Raw genomic sequence first — 23,505 nt, forward strand, 5'->3', positions numbered from 1 at the left:
CTGCCCACTCCTTTCAAGAATGCCTTACTCTTGGATCAAGAACCGCATGCAGTGAGTCGACTGCCAGATTGATGAGAACAAAAGCGACAGCTACCACAAGAACGCCCGATTGGACGATGGGAAAGTCCCGCTGCCCGATCGCCTGGTAGATCAACTGGCCGATGCCGGGCCAGGCAAAGACCGTTTCCACCAGGACGGAGCCGCCGATCAAATAGCCGAATTGGAGCCCGGCCACCGTCAAAATGGTCGGCATGCCGTTCTTGAGCACATGGCGCAGCACTTTGCCTGCCGGCGCACCTTTGGCCTGCAGTGCGAATACGAAGTCCTGCTGGAGCAAACCCGCGATCGTACTGCGCACCATCCGGGTCATAACGCCAAGCGTCGTCAGGGAAGCCGCAATCGTCGGGAGGATCAGGTGTCTGAAGGTATCCAGCAGCCCTCCACCCCCGATACTCTGCATCCCGGAGGAAGGGAGCCAGCCGAGACTGACGGAGAATATCCCGATCAGAATCAGCGCGGCCCAGAAATTCGGCATGCCGATTCCCGCGAGTCCCAGCACGTTGAACAGGGAAGCCGCCCACGATTTGGGACGGTATGCGCTGTAAACGCCGATGGCCAGGCCGAGGCCGAACGATACGACGGCGGAAGCCGCCGCCAGCAGCAGCGTATTTCCTACAGCCGGGAGCAGCAGTTCGCTGACCGGCAGCCGCTTAATGATAGAGGTTCCCATATCCCCTTGAAACATATGGACGAGCCAATAGATGAACTGCACATAAATCGGCTTGTCGAGCCCAAGCTCGCGTGTTACCCGCATCCGCTCTTCCTCGGTCGCATCCGCAGAAACGATCGTGTTGACGGGATCGCCGGGGACCATTTGGAGCATCAGAAACACGATGACGGATACGCCAAACAGCGTGGGGATGAACAGAAGCAGACGTTTACTGATAAAAGCAACCATGCGCGTATACCCCCCTTTTTTACTCGATGGAGATGCCCGTCAGATCCGCAAACCAGGACTGAGGCTGAACAAAGCCGTGAATATCCGGCGCGAGCACCCTCAAGTTCAGGTCATGCACGACGAAGATCCAAGGGGCGTCCTCCGCAATGATCGCCGAGGCCTGCTTCAGCAGCACATCCCGCTTACCGGCGTCGAAGCTGGTCTGCGCCTCGTTCAATATCCGATCCAGCTCCGGATTGGAGTATCCGCCGATATTTAAGCCTTTCGGAAACAGAGCCGCCGACGAGAAGAAGTTCGGGAAGGAGTTCGGGGCGATGGTCGGCAGGGAAATATTTATTGCGCCCACTTCCTTGTCTTTGGGGAACCCTTGAAGATACTGGGTCAGCAGCGACTGCCACTCGATAGATTCGATTTTCACGTCGATCCCCACCGCCTTCAGGTCCTTCTGAACGAATTCGTTCATCTGCACCGGCCACATGTTGCCGGATCCGCTTGTCGGGACCAGGAAGGTGGTTGAGAAGCCATTGGGATAACCCGCTTCCGCCAGCAGCTTCTTGGCTTTGTCCGGGTCATAGGCATACGGCTCCGCATCGGAACTGTACCAAGCATGCCCTTTGTACATCAGCTGCGTCGCCGGGATGGAGGCGCCACCCAGCAAGTCGGCGCTCATGCCCTCCCGGTCGATGGCGTAATTCGCCGCCTGCCGCACCTTTTTGTCTTTCCATGGGCCATCGGCCGTGTTCAGGACATACGGCCAAATGTGCGGGTACGTATTGGTCAGCACCTGGAATCCCATGCTTTTCAGCTGCTCAATCGATTCGGTTGGCGGAATCTCGGCCCAGTTGACCTCCCCGGACTGAATAGCCGCGAGCCGGGCGGACGGATCGCTGATCGGCCGGAGCACCACCCGTTCCAGTTTCGGGACCGTGCCCCAGTACTTGTCGTTCTTATCCATAACCAATTCCTGCCCCTGCTTCATGCTCACGAATTTGAAGGGCCCTGTTCCGGTGGGATGATTCGCATAATCCCCGCCATACTTCTTGACCGCTTCCGGGCTTGGTATCAGGATGCTGGCCAAGTCGTACAGCAGAAAGCTGTATGGTCCGTTGGTATAGATTCGAACCGTGTTTTCGTCAGCCTTGGCGTACTTCGTGATAAAACGAAGCGAGCTGCCGGTGGAACCGGCAATTTTTGCATCGTAATACGGGGAATCCGGCTTCAACAGACGGTCGAGGGCAAAGATGACCGAATCCGCATTAAACGGCGTTCCGTCATGGAACTCAACCCCTTGGCGCAGATGAAAGGTCCACTCGGTCGGATCGCTGTTCGAATGTTCCCACGATTCGGCCAGGCCGCCCGTGAGTTCGGCCGGCTTGCCGCCCTGCGTCAAATCCCATTTCACCAGCGCGTCGTACAGCTGATACCCGACAAAACGCATCCCTTCGTAACCTTCGGTCGGCATTGTGTCCGGTACCGGGATGTTCGCGGCGGACATGGCAATCACCAAAGTCTCTTTCGCCGCCGAGCCTTCGGCGGCCGCTCCGCCTCTGCCGCACCCGCTAAGAACCATTGAGAGGCACAGGATAAGCAGCAGTAGAGTGATGGCGTACGTTTTTTTCAAGCTTGAGTATGGTTTCATCTCCGGCACCTCCACAGGGTTCCATTATTTTTTATTGGGCGTATCTTTCCCGGCCGGCAAGCTGGAAGCAGGCCGCCTGCTGCGATCGTCCCGCGCTTACGTAATCCGGGACACTCTCCGTGCACCGGCTCTCGGCATAAGGACAGCGCTGTGCAAAAGCGCATCCCGGCGGCATTTCCGTAATGAGCGGCGGCTGTCCTGGGATGGTGGACAGCCTTCCCGTTTGCTTGCTCTGAGGCGTAGCAGCAATCAGCCCGGCTGTGTAGGGATGCATCGGTCTGGTCAGAACCTCCTCCGCCGATCCATACTCGACGATTTTGCCGGCATACATGACGGCGACCTCGTCGGCCATTTCGGCGGCCACGCCGATATCATGGGTGACCAGCACGATCGACATTCCGAACTCGGCCTGAAGCTCCTTGAACAGCCGGAGGATTTGCGCCTGAATGGTAACGTCCAGGGCGGTGGTCGGTTCATCGGCAAGAAGCAGATCGGGACGGCAGCCGAGCGCCATCGCAATGACCGCCCTCTGCCGCATGCCGCCGCTCATCTCGTGCGGGTAGGCACGCACCCTTTCTTCCGGCGAAGGAATGCCGACCTTACGGAACAGCTCGATGACCCTATCCTTCGCTTCCCTTCTCCCCACCTTATGGTGCGCCCTGATCGTTTCCTTCAGCTGGTCGCCGACCCTGTACAGCGGGTCGAGCGCCGAGAGGGCGTCCTGGAATATCATCGCCACCCGGTTCCCGCGGATCGCCACCATTTCTTTCGGCGATTTGCCCAGCAAGTCTTCTCCTTCGAGCCGGACGCTGCCGGCAACATTAGAACCGCGCTGCGTCAGCCGCAGTATGGAACGGAGCATGACGCTCTTCCCCGAACCCGATTCCCCGAGAATAACCGTCGTCTTGCCTTTTTTGACCCGCAGGGTGACTCCCCTGACGGCATCCACCATCCCTTTCTTGGTCGAAAATGAGGTGACAAGGCTGTCAATTTCCAAAAGATTTGACATCATATTCCCTCCTTCGCAGCTTCAGAAAAATGGATCTTCCCGGCCTTTAATCAATCGGTTTTGTTGTAGCATGCCAGGAATGCTGTTTGTGTGATAAATACTAACATAAATTCTGTAATGTTAGGATATCGAAACATTCTATACCTTGTTTCAGCCCCTTTTCGGCGAAAATATGTTATGTTTCTTAACAATTACCTCCCTATATACAAAAAACGATTGGATTTTTGCGTTCAAGGACCATCATTCTTCCATAGAAATGACACATGTTGAAGGTAAATCAACTATGGGCGGATATCCTTAAAGAATCCATTTGTTCAAGTCATTCGAGAGGTAGAGTACTCATCCACAATTTTTTTCGCAAAGGAGATGTTATCTATGACCACCCTGCATCAGGAGCTGCTGTATGATACGATCGCCGGTTTATCGGAACGGATCCGCAGCCGCCGCATTTCACCCGTCGAAATTACGCAGATGCTTCTCGAACGGATTGAAACGCTCAATCCCCGGCTGAATGCGTACGTAACGGTTACGGCCGATCTCGCGCTCGCCCAGGCCAAAGCGGCCGAAGTTGAAATCATGAAAGGAGAGTACAGAGGTCCGCTTCACGGAATTCCTATCGCTCACAAAGATATTTACAATACCCAGGGAATCCGGACGGCTGTCGGCTCCAAAATCCTCGAAACATTCGTGCCGGATACGGATGCCACCGTCGTCCGTAAGCTGGGAGAAGCAGGCGCGGTCCTGCTCGGCAAAGTGCAGACCCATGAGTTTGCGGCCGGGACGCTGACGAACAGCCCTCATTTCGGTCCCTGCCGCAATCCGTGGAACCTGGAGAAATCGCCGGGCGGCTCAAGCGGTGGCTCGGGATCGGCCGTAGCGGCCGGACTTGCCTACATGGGCACAGGCACGGACACCGGCGGCTCAGTCCGCATTCCCGCAGCAGCCTGCGGCATCGTCGGCCTGAAGCCGACATACGGCAGGGTCAGCCGCCATGGCATTTTTCCGCTGTCGTGGTCGCTGGACCACGCCGGCCCGCTGACCCGCTCGACCCAAGACGCCGCCATCTGCCTTCAGGCTATGGCGGGGTATGACCCGCTGGACGATACGTCGGCCGACGTATCGGTCCCGGATTTCACCGGCATGCTGCGCGGCGATCTGCACGGCATTACCATCGGGATTCCCTCGTCCTTTTACTACGACGGCATTGATCCGGAGGTGGAGGCCGCCCTCCAGGCAGCCATGGGACAGTTCAAGCTGCTTGGAGCGAATGTCATTGAAGTGGAGATCCCGCTCCTAAGCCGTGTCAGCGCAATCGGCAACGGCATTTGTATGGGTGAGGTCGCCTCCATTCACGAGAAGTGGTACCGGGAACAGCCGGAGCAGTACGGACCGGATGTCCGGGGAATGATCGAAGGCGCCCGCCTGATCCCGGCCGTCCACTATTTGCAGGCACAGCGGGCGCGCCGGCTCCTGCAGCAGGAGTATATGCAGGCGCTGTCTGCAGCCGACGTCCTGCTTACACCGACCCTCCCGGCAACTGCGCCCGGCATCCACGACGTCGAAATCAGCATGCGCTTCGCCGAACTGACCATGCCGACGAACGTAACCGGCCTGCCGAGCCTCGCCATGCCCTGCGGCTTTTCGGCTGCAGGGATGCCGATCAGCATGCAGCTCATCGGCAAACCGTTTGCCGAAGCGGAACTGCTCGGCATCGGCCACGCGTATGAACAAAGCACCGATTGGCATTTCCATCATCCGGAGCTGGACTAGTCGAAAAACCGGTTTCCGTACATCACCTGATCAGTGGACAGACGAATCAGCCCGCTACATACCATACCAGAGGAGGAATACCATGGATAACGAATACAAGCTAACAACCACTACCCGAAAAGAAAGGGATGCGGAAGAAAGCACCGCCGAGGTTCTGCAGGCAGCGATCATCGGCATCCCGATGGCCAAAGAGCGTATAGAAGCGGCAGCATCTGCCGCCATTCCGCTCCTTTCGCTTCTTGGCACTTTGTATGACATCGATGTCCAGGGTATCGAGCCCGTCATTCAGCCGATGTTCAGAAACGATATGACAGCTGCACCCGCTGTACCCGCATCATGATGAATCCGTGCCCGATCGACTTCATCGTCTGAATCCGCACAGGCCAAAAAGCACCCTCCCGGCTCATTTCATCCAGGAGGGTGCTCCTATTTTGTATTTGTCTCCTTATCCATTCAAACCGCCGGAAGCGGCGGTGTGCCCTGCGCCCGGCTTGTATCTGGCAAGCAGCCTGCGCTGCAATTCGCCGATCGGCACGTCGAGCTGGACGGTTTCCGAGTATGCCATGTATACCGGCAGAGCCGGCAGCATGGAACCAAAAGGGATCATTCGGATGGGATAAGCCTCCAGGTACAGCTCAGGGACGTAGCATTTAGGTACGAACGTGTATCCCTGGCCGTTGGCCACGACCCCCAGCATCATATCGCTGCTGTCCACGATTTGGAACTTGTCGGGCGTGGACCCAAACAGTCTGGACAGCACCTCCCATACATTCACGTAAGTGGCGATCGGATTTTCGAACAGCACGAACATGTCATGCTTGAGCACGTCGATAAGGTCATCATCCCTGCGGATCACGCCCCGGTAGGCTTCTTCCGAACACAGCAGCACCCATTCGTCGTCCAGAAGATGCACCGGCTGCAAATGGCGGCATTCCTTCACATCATAAAACAGCCCGATATCGATGACCCCGTACTCGATCAGATCAATGAGCAGCATGGACGAACGGGAAACATACTTGCACTTCAGATCGGGGCGAATGCGCTGCAATTCGGCAACCAGAGGGTACACGAACCTGCTGGACAGTCCGGTGTCAACGCCGATCACCATCCGGTCCATGCGGGTCACTTCGGCAAGGGAACGATCGAACTTCAGCAGGTCTGCTTTGTTCAGCATCGCGGAGGCATTGTTGAACTGGCTTACCATTTGGATCGCATAATACAGAAAATAATGCCCTTCCTGCGTCAGCTTCACTCCGTCCCACCCCCGGTCCAGCAGCTTGACTCCCATCCCCTCCTCCAGCTTGCGTATTCTCGCGCTAAGCGTCGGCTGGGTGACATGCAGCGTCTGGGCAGCCTTGGAAATGCTCTTTTCCTTGGCGATCGTTGCAAATGAATGCAGACCCTCCAGATCCATTCCATCCCCACCTTCCATAAAAATTGGTTTTACCGATCAGCAGGTCGGAGGAATTTCCGATTGTGTAAGAATAAATAACATATATTATCCTATTTATATCATATTTCTTGTAATTCAGGGTATAAAAAAGTGCAATATCCTGTAATTGTGGATTTAATGTTATATTGTTTGACATAAACACAACAATATTTATTTTGGAGGGATATCATTTGAGTACCCATGCATGGCTTCATCCGGAGGATACCGCCCTAATCATCATCGACATGCAAAACGATTTTTGCCACGAAAACGGGGCCTGCGGCCGCGCGGGAGTCGTCGATATCCCGGCGTTCCAGGCCTGTGTGCCGCCCATCCATGACCTTACCGGTCAAGCGAGGGCAAGCGGTGTGCCGGTCATCTACGTGCAAATGACGTTGGATTCGGGCACTACCTCCCAGGCATGGGAGCTGCAGCATACGGCCAGCGGCAACCCGCTTCGGATCGTCGAGAAGGGAAGCTGGGGCACGGAGCTGTACGGGCTGGAGCCCAAGGAGGGCGATTATGTGGTGGAAAAGCACCGATACAGCGCATTTATCGGCACCAACCTCGATTTGATACTGCGCTCTCTGGGGTGCAAATCTGTTGTCCTGACCGGCGTCCTCACGAACGTATGCGTGGAGTCGACCGCCAGGGACGCATTCATGCTCGACTATAACGTGACGCTCGTCGAGGACGCCTGCGCCGGTTCCTCTGCCGAGGCCCACGAAATGACCCTATCGAACATTGGGCAGTACTTCGGAAAAATCATGAATGCCGGAGACGTGAAGGAAGTCTGGTCGGAATTAACAGCCGGCGCTGCAGCCGTGAACGGATGAATATCCGCTCTAAAAGGTTAAGCTGTTATTTGTGTGGTTTTCGCTCGATCATCAAAAAAAAGGGAGCCCGCCGGCTCCCTTTTCTTCATTAACGATTATTCTAATGCCTTATTTGACCAGCTCCGCCTTAAACACGCCATCCAGCGTCTCGCCGGCGTCCAGCCGTTTCTTTAACGGAACCTTCACATCTCTGGCCAGTTCCTTGAAAAACGTTTGAACATCGCATTTGACGTCGTTCAGATGTACATTGATGGTACCGTCGGCCGTAATGTCGCGATTATCTTCAGAGGGAACCGACACGACAAGATCGTACTTTTTCATCAATGTCTTACTGTACCTCGTGAACACTTCGATCAGCTCCTCGTTTTCGAAGTTCCCGATGGCATTTTTTCCTTTGTTTGTAAAAATCAGCTTCATTTCCATTTCTCATTCCCCTTTTCCTGTATCACCATGGTTTTGTTCGGACCCTGAGTTCCATTGGTCACGCGATGGTTCTAAACAAAGAAAGGGCCCACTTTATCCTGATCAATCATATCTTTGTCTTTTGTATTATAACAGTCTTTATACCGATTAACTAGGCGATGCCACCATTTACAAAAAAAGAAAGCCCCGAAACGGGGCCTTCTTCACTCTTTATTTACATATTAGCCACTCTATTTTAAAAGCTGTATCAACGTCCCTGCACAATCTCACGGATCTTCTCCAGCGGAATCTTGGGCTGCCGGTCGTACGTCAGCAAGCCGTTAATTTCCTGTTCGACGTCCGTCAGCTGCGTATAGCAGAAGCCTTGAAGCACGGGCGAAGCGAGAGCGCCCTGAACCACGTCGGCCAGGCGCCGTTCGAAATCTTCCTCATTCGACGCTCCGGAGTAACCCCATCCTTCCTGGTTCCCCTTCTGGAATGAGATTCCGCCGAATTCGGTAAGCAGCAGCGGCTGTCCTTCATAAGGATACCCCGGCACCAGAATCCAGCGGTTGCCCGGTTTTGCCTGAAGCGCCTGCTCCACGGTCGAATAGCGGTCCGCCAGCACTTCTTTGCGCCATTCGTAATCATGAATGGTAACCAGATCGGTCTTCACCAGTTCCCAGCCGTCGTTAGAGATGACCGGACGTGACATGTCCAGCGATTTAGTCATGTGATACAGCGCCAGCGCATGCTGCTGCTCGGCAGGGCTCACCAAAATATTCGTTACGCCCCAGCTTTCATTGAGCGGAACCCAGGCCACGATGCAGGGATGATTATAATCCCGCTCCACCGCCTGCAGCCATTCCCGGGTGATCTGCCCGGCATAGGTTTCCGTGAACCGGAACGCGTTGGCCATTTCTCCCCAGACAAGCAGGCCCAAACGGTCCGCCCAGTACAGGTAACGGGGGTCTTCGATCTTTTGGTGCTTTCGGGCGCCGTTGAATCCCATTTCCTTCGTCAGCTCAATGTCTTTTTTCAGCGCTTCATCGGAAGGAGCGGTCAGCAGGCCATCCGGAAAATACCCCTGGTCCAGCACCATTTTCATATAATATGGGCGGTTATTAAGCAGCACGACGCCGTCCTCAATCGAAATTTTCCGCATGCCGAAGTAACTCGCGACAGTATCCACCACTTCTCCGTCCACTAAGAGGGTCAGCTCCAAGTCGTACAGATTTGGACGTTCAGGCGACCACCAGCGCCCCAAGCCATGATCGTTAAAATCGTGCAGGCGGATGCGGCGCATCTCGTCTTTCCCCGTCACCGAAAAGGAATCTTCGGAAACGACTTGCCCCGCGAAAGAAATAACCGACTTTACTTGAAGCTTGGCCCCGGTGTCCCAGCCCTGAACGAAAGCCTGCAGGGACACTTCATTCGTATCGATATCCGGCGTCAGCCGAATCCTACGGATATGGAGGTCATGCACAGGTTCGATCCATACCGTCTGCCAAATCCCCGTCGTTCTTGTATAGAAGATCCCGGCCGATGTTTCTTCCCAGTATTGCTTGCCCCGCGGAAGCGCCGCGTCCCGGCTGTAATCAACGGCTTTGACCACGATCGAGTTGTCCGCTCCCTGAAGCAGGTCCGTAATATCCGCGTCAAACGGCGTATGACCGCCTTCGTGAATAGCGGCGAGCCTGCCGTTCACCCATACTTTGCATTCATAATCCACGGCACCGAAATGCAGAATCAGCCGCTTGCCTTGGTACGCTGTTGGCACCGTAAAGGTCCGATGGTACCACACGATATCATGGAACGAAGGATCTCCGATTCCGCTCAGCTTGCTCTGATAGCAAAACGGAACCTGGATGGTCCGCGAGAAGGAAGGATGCTCGTACCATTTTTCCCTCTCGCCGGCCGCTTCGTCATCAAATTCAAAATTCCATACTCCGTTAAGGTTGAGCCAATCCGCTCTAACCAATTGTGGGCGAGGATATTCGCCGCGCAGCATCTCTGTCATTTCTCTCTACTCCTTTGAAGTAATCACATTTAGGGCGTACGCTTGGTAACGATCCAGCTGCAAAATCCGCATACGACGAGCCATCCTGCCGCGTACAGCAAGCCACCGCCGCTTCCGACGAGAAGATCCGGCCGGCTGCTTTTTACCGTAAAAATCAACAAATTGCTGAGCACCAGATACAAAAGCACGTTCCGCCCCATCGACTCCAGAAAGCCAAACGCGTACGGAATGCGTTCCAATACCCTGGCCAGCAAATAATAAACATATAATATGAAGGCAGCACCGATAATCCAGAACAACGAAGGCGGAAACCGCGAGGGAAGCTCCCCGGCATACCGCCAATTTGCCGCAAACAGTCCGGTTGCAAGCACCGATCCGGCGAGAACGAGCCAGTCGAAGCGAATCCGGTATTTGGCGAACAAGATCCCAAGCAGGTAATACGGAAAATATTGAACAGGCGGAAACGAGGCGAAATCCCTCGTGCCGACCAATAACCCAAGCTGGGGAACATGGACCGCTCCATAAGGAAACAGCGTCCCTGCAAGCAGCAGACCGGCCGCCAGAAAACCAAGCCACTTTCGCCCGGATAGCCAGCGCAGCGGAACGAACAGCACCAAGCCGAGGACCATCAAATACGTAAACGACACCAGAAACTCGGACCAGCCCGGGATATCCTTCAGCAGCATGATCGGCCGAATCGTGTCCCACTGGAGCGGCGCTCCGTCATGGAAAACCCTGAACGCCGTTCCGGATACATAAAAGGCCAGCAGTGTTTTCAGCGCGGCTGCCAACATCCGCGGGCAAGCGCTGCGAAACGGCTTGGAATAATAAGCAAGCTGCGATACATACCCGAAGCTGAACACAAACCCCGAGAAGGTGATGAGGTTGAAGAAATCGATCCAGCGGCTGATGGACGGGTACACGACCGGATCGCTGAAAAATTGCAGCGTGTGGCAGTACACCATTCCGACAATCAGCAGTCCTTTGAACAGATCGATGGCACGCTCGCGCCGCTTCGGCTCTATCCCGGCTACGGCAACGCCGCTCACCCTTTAATCCCCGACAGGCTGATCCCCTTGATGATTTGCCGTTCAAAGATCACAAACAGAATAATGATCGGGATGGACGACAGTGTGTTCACAACCATTGGCTTCACGTAATCCTCCGAGTACTGGCTCATCAAGGTCGGAATTCCCATCGGCAGCGTAAACAGCTTGTCGTTTGTCAGCGACAGGAATGGCCACAGGAAATTGTTCCAAGAGCCGATAAAGGTCAGAATCGCCATCGACGCGAGCGCCGGCCGGGTCAGCGGCAGCATGATCACCGCGAATATTTTCCACACGCCGCCTCCATCCATCTGCACGCTCTCAATCAGGTCGTTCGGGATGCCGTCAAAAAATCCTTTAAGCACGATTACCGCCATCGGCGAAGCCAGCGCTGTGACGATCAGCCCCTGGTACGAATTCAGCAAATGCATGTCCTTGGCGACCTGATACAGAGGAATGATGGTTGCTTCGCCGGGAACGAGAAGACCCGCCAAAATGAAAAAGAACATGATGGCTTTAAACCGGAAAGGAATTTTGGACAACGCATAAGCCGCCATAGCCGCAACTAGAACGGTCAGAACCGTGACGACGCCTGCGACGAAGAAGCTGTTCCACACCCACTGCATCAGCTTAGTGCCGCTGATAATTTGTCCGTACACCGCGAAAGAATATGGCGGCGTAAACCAGTCGAACAAACCGGAGACCTTCATCCCTTCCTGCTTGATCGATACGACCAGCATCCAGACCAGCGGAATCAGAAACACGCATGCCGCGATGACAGAAACGATCCGGTATACCCATTTCATGCCTTAAGCCGCCTCCTTCCGGTTGTTAACGACATACTGGATAATCGACAATACGAGCAAAATCGCAAACAGCATATAGGACATCGTCGCCGCGTAACCCAGGTCATTTTTTTTGAAACCGCTCTGGTAAATGTACTGGATGATCGGCCTTGTCGAATCCAGCGGTCCGCCGCCCGTAATGATGTAAATTTGCATGAACACTTTATAGGAAGCGATAATTTGCAGCATCAGAATCATCCGTGTGATCGAATTCATCATCGGCAGCGTGATCCGCCAGAACATCTGCCCTTTGGCCGCGCCGTCCAGCGATGCCGCCTCATAAATTTCGTCCGGGATTTCCTGCATGGCGGACAGATACAAAATAAAGTTGAACCCCACCGTCCACCACAGCGTCAGAGCGGCGACCGCAATCCAGGCCAGCGACGGCTCAGTGAGCCAGAAGATCTCTTTCCCTTCCGCCAGGATGCCGAGTCCATGCAGAATCCCATTAATGAAGCCGGTATAGGGCTGGAACATAAACAACCCCAAATACGATGCCACCGAAACCGAAAGAATGCTCGGCAGAAAAAACGCACTGCGGTACAGCTTCTGCAGCTTGGATTTCCGGTTCGCGATAAGTGCCAGCGCGATGGCCAGCACGATCATGGTCGGCGTCGTCAGAAAAACGAAAATCGTAGAATGCCATACCGCAGCCCAGAACTGGTCGTCATGAAACATGCGCTGGAAATTGTCCCACCCGACATATTTCATCTTCCGGATCAGGGTCCATTTATAAAAGCTCATCTGCGCGCCCTTAATCATCGGCCAGATCGTAAACAACACATACACAATCAGAAAGGGCAGTAAAAAAATCAGTGCCTGCAAGTCGATCCGAAGCTTCTTCATGACTCACCTTCCTCTCCCGCATCGCTCAGGCAGGCTTGGAGCCAGCCGCCCCAAACCTGTCTGATGGATCATACCCTCATGGTTACTCGCTTAAAACTTTACCGATCTCGGTCTGCATTTTGTCAACGGCATCCGAGCTCGAAATCTTGTTGGACCAAACTTCGTTCAAATATTTAAAGAGCGCGTTATCGCGGATCTGCCAGTTCTTGTCGGAATGCTTGTTGAATTTAACGGTGCTTGCCACCGAGACATAATCGCTCCGGTACGGCATCTCTTTGAATTCCGGCTTGTCGAATACGGCCGGCTTCGAAGGGATATGGCCCGCTTTCGCCCAGATTTCTCCGTGGTCGGCGATCCAGTTGGCGAAAATCAGTGCAGCTTTGCGCTTCTCCGGATCTTCATTGCTCGTTGCCGGCAGAATGATCGTATGCGAATCGCCCCATGTCGCTTCCTGATCGAATACTTTAGGGATCGGCATGGCCCCGAATTCCAGCCCTTTCGTTTTCTCCCACGTTCCGGTTGCCCACACGCCGGTCATCATGATCGCCGCATTTCCGCTCTGGAACGTTTTATAGAAATCCGGGTCGTTCAGCTTGATGAAATTGTACTTATGGTATAAGTCCTTAATATAATCCGCGGCTTTTACTGCTTTTTCTTTGTCGATGTCGGCTGATTTCAGGTCGTCGGATACGACGTCATTGCCGCCCTGCTGCGAATAAAGTGCCCACCAGAAACGGAATGGATCGTCGTTGGAGCTCGAGAGCGCAAACGGATATTTGCCTTTCGGAAGCTTCTCTTTCAGCGTTGTCAAAAACTTGATGAATCCCTCGCCAGATTGCTCCAGAACCGGCTTGCCGTCTTCGCCGAGCAGCCCTGCGTCTTTAAGCAGCTTTTTATTGTAGTACATAATAAACGGATGTGTATCGATCGGAACCGCATAATGCTTGTCATCGTAAACGGAAGCTTCCAGAATGTTCTGGTTGAACGTGCTCCAGTCGATGTTGGCATCCTTTGCCGAATCGTCCAGCTCAGTTGCAACCCCCTGATTGATCAGGTCGGGAAGACGGGAAATATGGGAGATGCCCACATCCGGACCGTTGCCTGCGCCAACCGCTGTGATCAGCTTCGTATAATACTCGCCCCAGACGAGCTTCGTATTTTTCACCTGAATATCGGGATGCTCTTTATTGAACTGGTCTACCATCGCCTGCATGTTATCACCGTCTCCGCCGTCAAACAGCGTCCAGAAGGAAAGGTTCACTTTCTCGCCGCTGCCGCCGCCCGTATCCGTCGAAGCGCTTTCACCAGTACCGCCGGACGCGTCCCCGCCTGCACTGTCCGCCCCGCCACTGCTGCCGCTGCCACCGCTGCCGCAGGCGCTGAGCAATAAGGTCAGAGACAGTAATGTGATCCACATGAAGCTGAATTTTCTTCTCATACGTACCCCCCATTTTCGTCACCGTAGTCGTTCTAAAGAACAACGTTATTGTTTTATTACAACTTTATTGTTCTTATGGGGCTATATTACGGCTAAACTTCTATTTTGTCAACGCATTCATTTCATTTTTTTGTAATAAAAATTTTGAGTTGTTTCTATTCTCGTGCATATCAAATGGGCTTCATCGCTTTATCAGCAAGAAGAAATTGCCTAACCACGCTCTTCTCCCATAAAAATCCACAAGCCCCGTAACAGAAACAAAAAAACCATTGTTACAAACTTGTTGTAACAATGGTTTTACGCTTCGTCCGTGAGGGGAACATATTGGATACGCATCTTGATGTCCTGCTCATAATCGCCGAACTGCCGCCCAAAGATGTTCACCCCGCCTTTATGGACCGCATTTGGATCCACGCCGATTCGCAGGCGCAAATTCGGACGCCCTTCCAGCTGAAGATCGTTGATGCCTACATCCGATACCTTTTTCATATCCAGCGTCGTCCGGTCCTCATCGACCCGCCACGTTTTCAAGAGGCCGTACTGCGTCGTCCAATCGAGCCACCAGGAGGGGTTCAGCCTGCCGCGGCGGTCCCCGAAATCCCCCGGACTCGTCCACATCCCGATCTCAAGCCCGTTCACCCAGACCGATATGTCCGAGGGCCAATCGTTATCGAAGTTGGGCGCCTCCGAGCAGATTTCCATGGACAGCTCAAGCGATTTGATTTTGACGTTTTGCGGAAGCTCCAGCGGCAAAATGTACTCCAAGTAACCTTTGCGGAACCAGATGATCTGTGCATCGATATGCTTCGGATGGTAGAAGCTCGCCGGCTCGTCTTCCCGGATGATCATTTCGGTGCCGCTCGCCATGCCGCAGGTCGGGTATACTTCGCAATCGCTGTACAATCCGATCGGAATCTCGACCTCATACACGCCGTAATTTTCCTTGGTCGATTGGATCGCCGGGTTGAGACTGATATGGATGTCATCATAACTGCGGGTGCATACCTTCATCGCCCCCCGGGCCGCGGGCAGAAGCTCTGTCGTCAGCAGCTTGGCGGCCTCCAAAATTTTGACGTTGTTCGCCACTGTCGACACCGGCAGCTTGAGTGCTTCCGAAATTTCGATGATATTCATGCTCCGCGTGTAGAGCAGTTTCAGCATATCCACCCTCGCCCGGGTGGACAATGCATGAGCAACCTGAACCAGCTGATCCGGCTCATTCACATTCAGATCCAACATGCTAATCCTTCCTTCTTGTTCCAGCTCTTTTTATGCCTAAGTTTGAGTTTACCTTGTTTGGGACAGCAGAAGCAAGATCTTCGCAAGAAAACAAGAATTAGGGAAAGCCGGGAATCCCGTTTCCTGATAGAGAATGGAGCCTTCGATCCGGAATTTTTTTTCTTTTTAGAAGGCTGCGTCCCCATCGTAATGATGATACAAATTGGCTTAACTGTGACTGTTTCCTTCATCGAATTGACATATACAATCACTGAATCCAAAAAATCCAAATTGATAGATCGAATACGGTTTACCAGATTCTATTCTGGAATACACCGTCATATCCTGATTATGGAAAAGGCGTGATTATGCACGGCATCGATATGTTTATGCACGGCTTACAGCTATCCGGATACGCAAAAAAGGAGCCCGCAGGCTCCTTCAGGGGCTCTATATTTACCCCCTCTTGGTTATGGTTACCGGCAATCCGCTTTGTGCCGATTCGTTGGCAGCCAGCGTCACTTCCAGCGTATGCATCGCTTCTTCATACGGAGCCAGAATCAAGCTCTGGTCACCCGTGGCAACGGCCCGAATGAAAGCGTCGTCCTGGACTTTGTAGAAATCGGATTTGCCGCGAAGAATGATCGTCTGCTCCGGTTCCAGAATGGTAAGCGACGTTCCTTCGAGCGTCAATCTAAAGTCCCTTCCAATGATCTCCAGGGAGGAACGGCTGTCCGGCTGGGGTAGAAAACCGGTGTCAATGTGACCGATTGCGCCCGAATCGAACACCAGGTTGACCGAAGCGGCATCCGGCGTCGTGATCCCGGGAACGTCTCTGTTCAGCAGCAGGGCCATGTCAGCACTGACCTTGTGGACTGTTCCGGCCAAGTACAGCATAAGATCCACATTATGGGTCGTCTGCTCTACCAGCTGTCCGCCCGACTTGGCATGATCCACCCACCAAGGGGTATCCGGCAGCCCGCCGAACCTGTGGGCCCGCACCATGGCGATTTCTTTGCCGGCCAGGTACTGTTTCGCCTTCTGTACCGGCTCCATATACCTTAGGCAGTAGCCTGTGGCCGTCATGACGCCCGCTTTCCGGATAAAATCCGCTTTTTGCCGTACAATGCCCATATCCAGACCCAGCGGCTTTTCCACCAGCAGATGAATGCCTCTTCCTGCCGCCTGCTCTTCAATATCACCATGGGCAAAAGGAGGGACGCATACAAAGAGTGCATCCAGCTGCTCGTTCGCCAGCATCCGCCGGATATCCGTATAGGCGACTCCACCATGCCGTTTTACGGCTTGTTCCGCCTGCTTCGCGGAAATATCGCACACGGCGACCAGCTCCGCCTGATCATGATCGTCAATATGCTTCAAATGCTCGGAGGCGATTCCGCCTGCCCCGACCAAACCAACACGAACCATCATGGGACCTCCTTACATACTGTTTTTCAAACACACGCAATGGGATCATTTGCTCCTATCTCTAGGCAGCTACAATTTCGAATATCGTCCTTGCGTCTCCTGGTAAAAAGGAAGTGCAAAGGCCCCGTGAAGGGCCCTGCACTCGCTTTAACCTGTCACTTCAGATTGGCGGACCATTTCTCCGCGCGGTCCTGCAGTTCGTCCAGGAACTGCTGGATGTCCGGCGCGTTGCCGGAAGCCGCCTTGCTGATAAAGCCGTTGACGGCCGGGACGATGTCGCTCATATAGAATGGATTGGCTTCGTCCATCAGCTCGGAGTGCCCGACATTGGCGATATCCAGCGCCTTTTTCACATATTTGTCTTCCGGCTTCACAAAATCGGCCTGCTTGATCGTCGGTGTCATCGCGAAGTTCTCATACGTATATTTTTGCGTCATCGGGCTGGTCAGGAATTTGAGAACTTCCCAGGAAGCTTTCACGTCCTTGGCGTTCTTCGCCATGACGAACGGATCCACGGCCACCCAGCCTTCGCCTTTCGGGCCCATATTCATCACCGGCTCGAACCGGTCCAGCAAATCCTTGTTATTGTTTGCGATAAATTCGTTCATCGTCGCGCCGCCGGTGCTGTCCAGCGCAATCGCGATGTTGTTCTTCTCAAGCCCGAAGTTTTCCGCTCCCTGGGCTGTGATAAAGCCGGCCGGCGGCAGCTTTGCGGCCTCCTTCAGCCATTCCATGACCTTGACCATTTCCGGGGTGTTCAGATGCCATTTGATCGACTTTACGTCTTTCAGCGAGCCTTCGGCCCCTTTCGCTCCGAAAGCCAGGGTCAGCGCCACAAAAGTGGAGCCGTTCAGCGAGTTGCCCGACCAGTATACGCCGTAGTTCTGCTCGCCGGTTTTCGGATTTTTGCCGGTCATCTTTTTGGCTTTTTCCAAAATTTCTTCGGGGGTCGCTTTCTCTGTCAAGCCTTCGACGCCCCAGTCGCTGAACAGCTTTTTATCATAGATCGTCATGCGGCGGCCCAGCACGGCAGGAATGCCGAACTGCTTGGATCCGTCCGGCGACTTGGTGCTGTAGGAATTGTTCATGATGCCGTCCAGGTAAATGCCGGGATCAAACGATGTGTCTTCTTTGATCAGGTCGTCCAGATCACGCAGCAGTCCGTCCTGATACCATTGGGAGGCAAAAGCTCCCCCGGTGTACAGCACGTCGGCATCCCCCGACATGAGCATCGCCGTTTGCTTGGCCTTTACGTTCTCCCAAGGAATTTGGTACAGCTCCACCTTGATATTCGGGTACATTTTCTTGAACGTCTTATCCATGTACTCGGTCAGCCCGATCGTCGGATTACCCGTCTGCGCGTTGATGCCGTTGTCGAGCTGCCAGCCGGCCAGCGCCACCCGGACGGTTCCTTTCATGTCGGAGACTTGCTTGATTTCCACGCCGCCGGTCACGTCTTTGCCTGACCCTTCAGAGCAGGCTGCCAGCGTGAACACGAGCGTGCAGGACAGCAGGAGCAGAAGCCATTTTTTCATGCATGTTCCCCCTTCTCATCATCAGTGTGTTCGCAATCATCATTGGTGCCGTGCGGCCCCAAGGCCGCGCTTCGCCGGGTTTACTGCTTGATCCCGGACAAAGCAATGCTTTCGATAATGTAACGCTGCAAAAACATATATACGACGACGACAGGAATGAGACTGACCGCCGTTGCAGCCATAATGATCGAGGGCTGTTGGTTGATGCCGTTGTTATACGTAAACATCGCCAGGCCGATCTGGATCGTATATTTGGCAGCGTTCTTCAGCACCAGCAGCGGCCACAGCATTTCGTTCCACACGCCCAGGAACAGGAGGATGATCATGGTGGCGATAATCGGCGTGCAGAGCGGCAAATACACCCGGCCGAACACGGTGAACTCCCCGGCGCCGTCGAGAATGGCGGCTTCGCGCAGACTGGATGGCAGCTGGTCGATGAAGGCTTTGGCCAAAAACGTGCCGAAGGCATAGTTAAGTGCCGGTAAATAAAAAGCCAGATAATTGTCCAGAAGCCCCAGCTTGCTGAAGAGCAGGTACTGCGGAATCATGGTCATTTCAAACGGAATCATCATCGTACTCAGTGCCAGCAGAAGCACCAGGCTCGCCCCTTTGAACCGCAGCTTGGAGAGGGCATAACCGGACAGCAGCGCGGACAGGGAGCTGACAACGATGACGCCTGCGCTGACGATGATGGAATTGATGATATAACGGAACATTTTAATGTTCGTAAAGGCCACTTCGTACGTGCGTATGGACGGCTCTTCCGGCCAAATTTTCGGCGGAAACGTAATGTTCAGCCGGGCCCCCCAGTCGAAGCTGGTCACGAGCATCCACAGAAATGGCACGATCATGATAAAGGAGCCGAGAAACAGCACGATGGCGAGAATCCACTGACTGACAGGGATTTTTTTACGGCGCAGCGCCTTGGAATCGGCCGTTTGGATCATGGCGGGACCTCCTTTGCTTAAGTATCATGTAGTTCTGATATGACGTCGGTATTGGCCCTAGTGTGTCAGTCGAGGCTGTCTTTGCGGCGGTTTAACAGCATCATAACTGCGGTCAGCACCAAAATGATGATGAACAGCAGGTAAGAAGCGGCTGTGGCCAGACCCATTTGCGATGCCAAAAATGCGTTCCGGTATATGTACAGCACCACCGTCATCAGGCTTCCGCCCGGATTGCCTGCCGTACCGCCGATCAGCCACACGTCAGTGAACCGCTTCATGCCGCCGATCGTGCCCATGATGAGCATAAAGACGAAGATCGGACGTAAATAAGGGATGGTGATATGGAGCCATTTCTTGTACCCGCCCGCCCCATCGACTTCAGCGGCTTCGTACAGGTCGCGCGGCACGCTTTGCAGGCCTGCCAGAAAAATGATTGTGTTGTAGCCAAGCGCCCCCCACAGGCTCATCAGCACGATGCTGTAGCGCGACACCTCCGGATTCGTAAACCAGCCAATGGGATGGTGTACCCCGAACCAGCTCAGCACAAAGTTCAGCAGCCCTTCTTTCGATGGGAAAAACAGAAACGAGAACAGGAGACTGGTCGCTACCGCCGACACGACGTTCGGCAGAAAATAGACGGCCTTAAAAAAGTTTTTGCCGAAGTTCCATTTGAGATTGTTGATCAGGCTCGCCAGCACAAAGGATAATACGATGCCGAGCACCACGGACAAGACGCCCATCAAAAACGTATTTGTAAGCGCTTGCCAGAAGACCGGATCCTCCAGGGCATACCGGTAATTGCTGAGCCCCACCCACTTTCCGTTTAGCGACAGGCCCGACGTCTGGTGAAAGCTGATAAACAATGCGGCAAACATCGGATAGATGGCAAATGCGAGCACGCCGATAATTAATGGGGCGCTGAACAAATAGCCGGTCCAATCATTGCGCGTGAACCATCTTTTTCGTTTGGGTGTCATTCTCTTGTCAGCATTCATCTCATTGCTTACTATCAATCGGCCCTCCTCCTTCCAAAAGGATCCCTAATGCCAACAACATGCGTCATCATTGGGTGATCATCAGCTTTGGTACATATTTATGTCCGGGACAGCCGTTTATGTTCGTTTGTTATTTCGATGTAAGACTTAAAAATAACTGGCACACTCGCCCATCCCGTGAATAGACTGTGTACCATCAAAAGGTTAAGGAAGGATTGGCCGATGAACTATCCGTATGCTAAATATGGCGTCATTCACCAGTGCAAGGACATTCCGGTGGCTTTTCCGCCGGATCAGCACCAGCACGGGCAGCCGGGGATTGAATATGTGATGAACCCGCTCCCTGTATCTGAAAATCCGAACTATGTCGGAACCGGAAAATTAAAGGACAAAGTGGCGATCATCACCGGTGGGGACAGCGGCATCGGCCGTGCGGTCGCCATCGCTTTTGCCAAAGAAGGCGCCGACCTTGTGATCGTATATCTCAACGAACACCGCGACGCGCAGGACACGGAGCGGCGAATCCGCCAGCTCGGCAGAAAATGCCTTCTGCTTCCCGTTGACGTGCGGTCGCCAGGCTTTGCATCGTATATCGTAGACAGCACTCTGAAGGCATTCGGGAAAATCGACATTCTCATTAACAATGCCGGGGTTCAGTACTTCCAAACCTCACTGATGGACATTTCCGAAGAACAGCTGCGCAATACGTTCGAAGTGAACATTTTGTCCTTTATCCTTCTGACCAAGGCGGTCCTCCCCCACCTCCGGCCGGGAAGCAGCATCGTAAACACCGCATCCGTGACTGCGTATCTCGGCAATGATACGCTCATGGACTACTCCTCGACTAAAGGTGCGATCGTCAGCTTCACCCGCGCTCTCGCCCGAAATCTTGCCCCTCAATGCATCCGGGTTAACGCGGTTGCTCCGGGTCCCGTATGGACACCTCTCAATCCCGCTTCGATACCTCCTGAGCGGGTTGCCGTCTTCGGCCGCGACGTGCCGCTGGGGCGTGCCGCCCAGCCTTACGAGCTGGCACCCACGTATGTGCTGCTGGCTTCGGACGACGGGTCGTATATCACCGGAACGACGATCCACATCAACGGAGGGCAAATGGTTACTGATTAGTGCTGAGGCAGCATCGCAAAGAGGCGGCGCTTTAGCATCGATGAAATTCGATCTTTACGGGACGGAGGCCCTGGGTCAGTCAGAAGCGTCAAGCGGTTTGCAGGCAAAAAAAGAGAGCTGAAAGACAGCTCTCTTTTTTTGCAGCTTATGATTTTCCTTTTCCGCTGACAAGTCCAATGATCATGACGACAAGTGCCAATAAAGCGATCAGCTGATCGATCGTCATCGCCGCCCGCCTCCTCTGTGCAAGGATGGCTCTTCCCAGGCGGCTTCTCTCTCCCGTGCTGCTTGCGTACGTTCCCCATTACAGATATATGAGCGGGCCGGGTGGAATATGACCGATCCGTAGAACGGCGATTACAAATCCCGCAGAAATTGCTGAATCCGCTCCTTGTATTTCTCCTTATCCAAATAGCCTTGAAACAGCCTGTTGCTGGTTACCTGCTGTCCCCCGAAGAAAAAGCGTTCGTAGAGCTGCTGCCGCCCACCGAAACCGCTGCTGCTCAGCTCCCAGGCAAGCCGGAACAGCGCAGTCTTATCCCGCGCGTCCATGCTGCTGCCTTTGAGATAAGTCGATAAATAGGGAGCAATCCCGGGTGCCTCAAAATCCTGCTCTGACGGAATCATAATGACGCTGCTGGACCCGAGCAGCTGGATAATTTCCATCATCCGTGCATACATTTGGGGATAAACGACAGCAGCGGACCAGAGCGGCTTATAGTCGGGCATCATGCTTCCCCACCGGTCCACCTTTGCACCCGCTTCGGAGGCGAGCAGCAGCGCCTTGAGCAACTCCAGATTTACGATCACCTCTGTCACTTGTTCGGTGACCACGCTTCCGGTTCTTTCCAGTGCGTCGACAATGGACAAAATGATTCCAAGTACAAACTCGGTCTTCGCCACGTATCGGCAGCAAACCTGGTGCGCTGCATGCACGTGAAAGCCGCTCTGTGCAAAGAAGCGTATGGACAGGCTGTCGTTGCCAAGAATGAATATACGCTCCCATGGAACGAGCACGTGATCGAAAATGACGAGAGTGTCCATTTCCTCAAATCGCGAGCTGAGCGGATAATCGTAACCCGAATCGCCGCCGACCAGGCTTTCCCGGCTTATCCACTTCATCCCCGGCAGGTTGTTCGGGACGGCAAAAGCAAAAGTTTCAGGATTGTCTTCCTCCTGAAACACGAACGATGCCGGCGGATACACAAGTATTTCATCCGCTGTGACTCCCTGGGTCGCCAGCAGAAACGCGCCTGACACGATGACGCCTTCTGTCGTCTGGTCGACGATGCGTGCCGCGGTATTGACGATCGTTCCGTCATCAAGCATTTCGGCGGTACGGCTCGCCGCCGGCTGCACGAAGGCGTGAGACAGCGTTATGTCATTCTCTGAGCAGTACCGGTAGTAATTCCGCATGTTGTCCGCATACTTCGCATCCGCTTCAGCCAGCAGCTCCGAGGCGGCAGCGTAGGCCATAACGGCCGTGTTCATATAATCCGGCGATCTGCCGAGCAGGCCGAAATGCCGCTCACCCCACAGCGTCATCGCGCTCCTGCGTCTGGCCAAATCTTCCTTCGTCTTCGGCTGTAAGTACGATAAGCCTACCGGCTCCCCGGTTTCCGGAGATGTGTATGTCAGAAGCTGCGCATACTCCTCCGCGACCTGCATATCGTACAGTGACGCCTGAGTGCTCATTAACCCGCGGAAAGCCGCATGGTCGGACAGCTTTCCTTGGATTTTCTTACCTCGAAGCCAAACCTCCGGCTGTGCCTGGTCGATCCGCTCTATATACTCCTTACCGTTTTTCACCGGCATACGGATGGCTCCCTTCCTAGGAAATGTTACATTCATCCTATTCCGTGCCGCTGTATGAAGTGAGGTATGACCGCCTAATGATGGAGGCTTCGCATGAACAAAAAAACCTTGCATAAAGTGCAATTCACTCTCTTTAACGCGAAATAGGAACATGATATGATAGCAGAAAATAACGAATATGGGGGAAGCAGACTATTCTTA

20 protein-coding genes are annotated in these 23,505 nt (G+C 53.9%); 4 read left to right on the forward strand and 16 right to left on the reverse strand.

The annotated features are described in order from the left end of the window. Positions 1 to 13: 13 nt before the first annotated feature. From BCV73_RS16735 to BCV73_RS16745, 3 genes are read right to left on the reverse strand one after another with little or no spacing between them, the layout of a single operon-like run. Positions 14 to 958, reverse strand: a complete 945-nt coding sequence (locus tag BCV73_RS16735) for an ABC transporter permease (protein WP_089547975.1) — start codon at positions 956 to 958, stop codon at positions 14 to 16. A gap of 19 nt (positions 959 to 977) precedes the next feature. Next, complete coding sequence (locus BCV73_RS16740; protein ID WP_089547976.1) at positions 978 to 2,597, reverse strand: ABC transporter substrate-binding protein; 1,620 nt, start codon at positions 2,595 to 2,597, stop codon at positions 978 to 980. 31 nt (positions 2,598 to 2,628) lie between these two features. Then, positions 2,629 to 3,606, reverse strand: coding sequence for an ABC transporter ATP-binding protein (locus tag BCV73_RS16745; protein ID WP_089547977.1), 978 nt, complete (start codon positions 3,604 to 3,606; stop codon positions 2,629 to 2,631). Between the two features lie 375 nt (positions 3,607 to 3,981). Here BCV73_RS16745 and BCV73_RS16750 point away from each other — a divergent pair, with 375 nt between their 5' ends. Further along, a complete protein-coding gene (locus BCV73_RS16750) occupies positions 3,982 to 5,376 on the forward strand; it encodes an amidase (RefSeq protein WP_089547978.1) in 1,395 nt (464 codons plus the stop codon). 82 nt (positions 5,377 to 5,458) lie between these two features. After that, positions 5,459 to 5,716, forward strand: coding sequence for a hypothetical protein (locus BCV73_RS16755; protein ID WP_089547979.1), 258 nt, complete (start codon positions 5,459 to 5,461; stop codon positions 5,714 to 5,716). 105 nt (positions 5,717 to 5,821) lie between these two features. Here the strand turns inward: BCV73_RS16755 and BCV73_RS16760 are convergent, their stop codons facing one another. Continuing rightward, positions 5,822 to 6,790 carry a LysR family transcriptional regulator gene (locus tag BCV73_RS16760; RefSeq protein ID WP_179232020.1) on the reverse strand — a complete coding sequence of 323 codons (969 nt, stop codon included), beginning with the start codon at positions 6,788 to 6,790 and terminating at the stop codon, positions 5,822 to 5,824. A gap of 209 nt (positions 6,791 to 6,999) precedes the next feature. Between BCV73_RS16760 and BCV73_RS16765 the strand changes: the two genes are divergently transcribed. Continuing rightward, positions 7,000 to 7,644 (forward strand): cysteine hydrolase family protein, encoded by a 645-nt coding sequence (locus tag BCV73_RS16765; protein ID WP_089547981.1) that lies wholly within the window; start codon positions 7,000 to 7,002, stop codon positions 7,642 to 7,644. 108 nt (positions 7,645 to 7,752) lie between these two features. Here the strand turns inward: BCV73_RS16765 and BCV73_RS16770 are convergent, their stop codons facing one another. From BCV73_RS16770 to BCV73_RS16825, 11 genes are all read right to left on the reverse strand, one after another. Beyond that, complete coding sequence (locus tag BCV73_RS16770) at positions 7,753 to 8,067, reverse strand: hypothetical protein (RefSeq protein WP_076171010.1); 315 nt, start codon at positions 8,065 to 8,067, stop codon at positions 7,753 to 7,755. Positions 8,068 to 8,314: 247 nt separating this feature from the next. Further along, positions 8,315 to 10,066 carry a glycoside hydrolase family 2 protein gene (locus BCV73_RS16775; protein ID WP_089547982.1) on the reverse strand — a complete coding sequence of 584 codons (1,752 nt, stop codon included), beginning with the start codon at positions 10,064 to 10,066 and terminating at the stop codon, positions 8,315 to 8,317. A gap of 29 nt (positions 10,067 to 10,095) precedes the next feature. Next, positions 10,096 to 11,115, reverse strand: coding sequence for a hypothetical protein (locus tag BCV73_RS16780; RefSeq protein WP_089547983.1), 1,020 nt, complete (start codon positions 11,113 to 11,115; stop codon positions 10,096 to 10,098). Then, positions 11,112 to 11,918 (reverse strand): carbohydrate ABC transporter permease, encoded by an 807-nt coding sequence (locus BCV73_RS16785; RefSeq protein WP_076171004.1) that lies wholly within the window; start codon positions 11,916 to 11,918, stop codon positions 11,112 to 11,114. Before BCV73_RS16785 ends, BCV73_RS16780 begins: the two co-directional genes overlap by 4 nt. Positions 11,919 to 11,921: 3 nt before the next feature. After that, positions 11,922 to 12,803, reverse strand: coding sequence for a carbohydrate ABC transporter permease (locus tag BCV73_RS16790; RefSeq protein ID WP_076171002.1), 882 nt, complete (start codon positions 12,801 to 12,803; stop codon positions 11,922 to 11,924). Between the two features lie 82 nt (positions 12,804 to 12,885). Continuing rightward, positions 12,886 to 14,241 carry an ABC transporter substrate-binding protein gene (locus BCV73_RS16795; RefSeq protein ID WP_089547984.1) on the reverse strand — a complete coding sequence of 452 codons (1,356 nt, stop codon included), beginning with the start codon at positions 14,239 to 14,241 and terminating at the stop codon, positions 12,886 to 12,888. 297 nt (positions 14,242 to 14,538) lie between these two features. After that, complete coding sequence (locus tag BCV73_RS16800) at positions 14,539 to 15,480, reverse strand: ArsR/SmtB family transcription factor (protein WP_076170998.1); 942 nt, start codon at positions 15,478 to 15,480, stop codon at positions 14,539 to 14,541. A gap of 435 nt (positions 15,481 to 15,915) precedes the next feature. Continuing rightward, on the reverse strand, positions 15,916 to 16,887 hold the full coding sequence (locus BCV73_RS16810) for a Gfo/Idh/MocA family protein (RefSeq protein WP_089547986.1): 972 nt from the start codon (positions 16,885 to 16,887) through the stop codon (positions 15,916 to 15,918). A gap of 155 nt (positions 16,888 to 17,042) precedes the next feature. Beyond that, positions 17,043 to 18,422 (reverse strand): extracellular solute-binding protein, encoded by a 1,380-nt coding sequence (locus BCV73_RS16815; RefSeq protein WP_076170990.1) that lies wholly within the window; start codon positions 18,420 to 18,422, stop codon positions 17,043 to 17,045. Between the two features lie 80 nt (positions 18,423 to 18,502). Further along, complete coding sequence (locus tag BCV73_RS16820; protein WP_076170988.1) at positions 18,503 to 19,369, reverse strand: carbohydrate ABC transporter permease; 867 nt, start codon at positions 19,367 to 19,369, stop codon at positions 18,503 to 18,505. A gap of 65 nt (positions 19,370 to 19,434) precedes the next feature. Then, positions 19,435 to 20,364, reverse strand: a complete 930-nt coding sequence (locus BCV73_RS16825; RefSeq protein WP_076171734.1) for a carbohydrate ABC transporter permease — start codon at positions 20,362 to 20,364, stop codon at positions 19,435 to 19,437. Positions 20,365 to 20,586: 222 nt separating this feature from the next. Here BCV73_RS16825 and BCV73_RS16830 point away from each other — a divergent pair, with 222 nt between their 5' ends. Further along, positions 20,587 to 21,489: a glucose 1-dehydrogenase gene (locus BCV73_RS16830; protein WP_089547987.1), complete on the forward strand. Its 903-nt coding sequence runs from the start codon at positions 20,587 to 20,589 to the stop codon at positions 21,487 to 21,489. A 357-nt stretch (positions 21,490 to 21,846) separates the two neighbouring features. Here the strand turns inward: BCV73_RS16830 and hpaB are convergent, their stop codons facing one another. Next, positions 21,847 to 23,304 (reverse strand): 4-hydroxyphenylacetate 3-monooxygenase, oxygenase component, encoded by a 1,458-nt coding sequence (hpaB, locus tag BCV73_RS16835; RefSeq protein WP_089547988.1) that lies wholly within the window; start codon positions 23,302 to 23,304, stop codon positions 21,847 to 21,849. Positions 23,305 to 23,505 lie beyond the last annotated feature (201 nt).

It is taken from the genome of Paenibacillus sp. SSG-1 (assembly GCF_002224835.1).
Taxonomy (GTDB): domain Bacteria; phylum Bacillota; class Bacilli; order Paenibacillales; family Paenibacillaceae; genus Paenibacillus_AQ; species Paenibacillus_AQ favisporus.

What these genes read in the sequence shown, in the direction of transcription:
- BCV73_RS16750 (WP_089547978.1), top strand. Translation starts at nt 3,982, where the DNA reads ATGACCACCCTGCATCAGGAGCTGCTGTATGATACGATCGCCGGTTTA.
- BCV73_RS16785 (WP_076171004.1), bottom strand. Translation starts at nt 11,918, where the DNA reads ATGAAATGGGTATACCGGATCGTTTCTGTCATCGCGGCATGCGTGTTT.
- BCV73_RS16775 (WP_089547982.1), bottom strand. Translation starts at nt 10,066, where the DNA reads ATGACAGAGATGCTGCGCGGCGAATATCCTCGCCCACAATTGGTTAGA.
- BCV73_RS16760 (WP_179232020.1), bottom strand. Translation starts at nt 6,790, where the DNA reads ATGGATCTGGAGGGTCTGCATTCATTTGCAACGATCGCCAAGGAAAAG.
- BCV73_RS16810 (WP_089547986.1), bottom strand. Translation starts at nt 16,887, where the DNA reads ATGGTTCGTGTTGGTTTGGTCGGGGCAGGCGGAATCGCCTCCGAGCAT.
- BCV73_RS16790 (WP_076171002.1), bottom strand. Translation starts at nt 12,803, where the DNA reads ATGAAGAAGCTTCGGATCGACTTGCAGGCACTGATTTTTTTACTGCCC.
- BCV73_RS16820 (WP_076170988.1), bottom strand. Translation starts at nt 19,369, where the DNA reads ATGATCCAAACGGCCGATTCCAAGGCGCTGCGCCGTAAAAAAATCCCT.
- BCV73_RS16795 (WP_089547984.1), bottom strand. Translation starts at nt 14,241, where the DNA reads ATGAGAAGAAAATTCAGCTTCATGTGGATCACATTACTGTCTCTGACC.
- BCV73_RS16825 (WP_076171734.1), bottom strand. Translation starts at nt 20,364, where the DNA reads ATGAATGCTGACAAGAGAATGACACCCAAACGAAAAAGATGGTTCACG.
- BCV73_RS16755 (WP_089547979.1), top strand. Translation starts at nt 5,459, where the DNA reads ATGGATAACGAATACAAGCTAACAACCACTACCCGAAAAGAAAGGGAT.
- hpaB (WP_089547988.1), bottom strand. Translation starts at nt 23,304, where the DNA reads ATGCCGGTGAAAAACGGTAAGGAGTATATAGAGCGGATCGACCAGGCA.
- BCV73_RS16830 (WP_089547987.1), top strand. Translation starts at nt 20,587, where the DNA reads ATGAACTATCCGTATGCTAAATATGGCGTCATTCACCAGTGCAAGGAC.
- BCV73_RS16745 (WP_089547977.1), bottom strand. Translation starts at nt 3,606, where the DNA reads ATGTCAAATCTTTTGGAAATTGACAGCCTTGTCACCTCATTTTCGACC.
- BCV73_RS16770 (WP_076171010.1), bottom strand. Translation starts at nt 8,067, where the DNA reads ATGGAAATGAAGCTGATTTTTACAAACAAAGGAAAAAATGCCATCGGG.
- BCV73_RS16815 (WP_076170990.1), bottom strand. Translation starts at nt 18,422, where the DNA reads ATGAAAAAATGGCTTCTGCTCCTGCTGTCCTGCACGCTCGTGTTCACG.
- BCV73_RS16740 (WP_089547976.1), bottom strand. Translation starts at nt 2,597, where the DNA reads ATGAAACCATACTCAAGCTTGAAAAAAACGTACGCCATCACTCTACTG.
- BCV73_RS16800 (WP_076170998.1), bottom strand. Translation starts at nt 15,480, where the DNA reads ATGTTGGATCTGAATGTGAATGAGCCGGATCAGCTGGTTCAGGTTGCT.
- BCV73_RS16735 (WP_089547975.1), bottom strand. Translation starts at nt 958, where the DNA reads ATGGTTGCTTTTATCAGTAAACGTCTGCTTCTGTTCATCCCCACGCTG.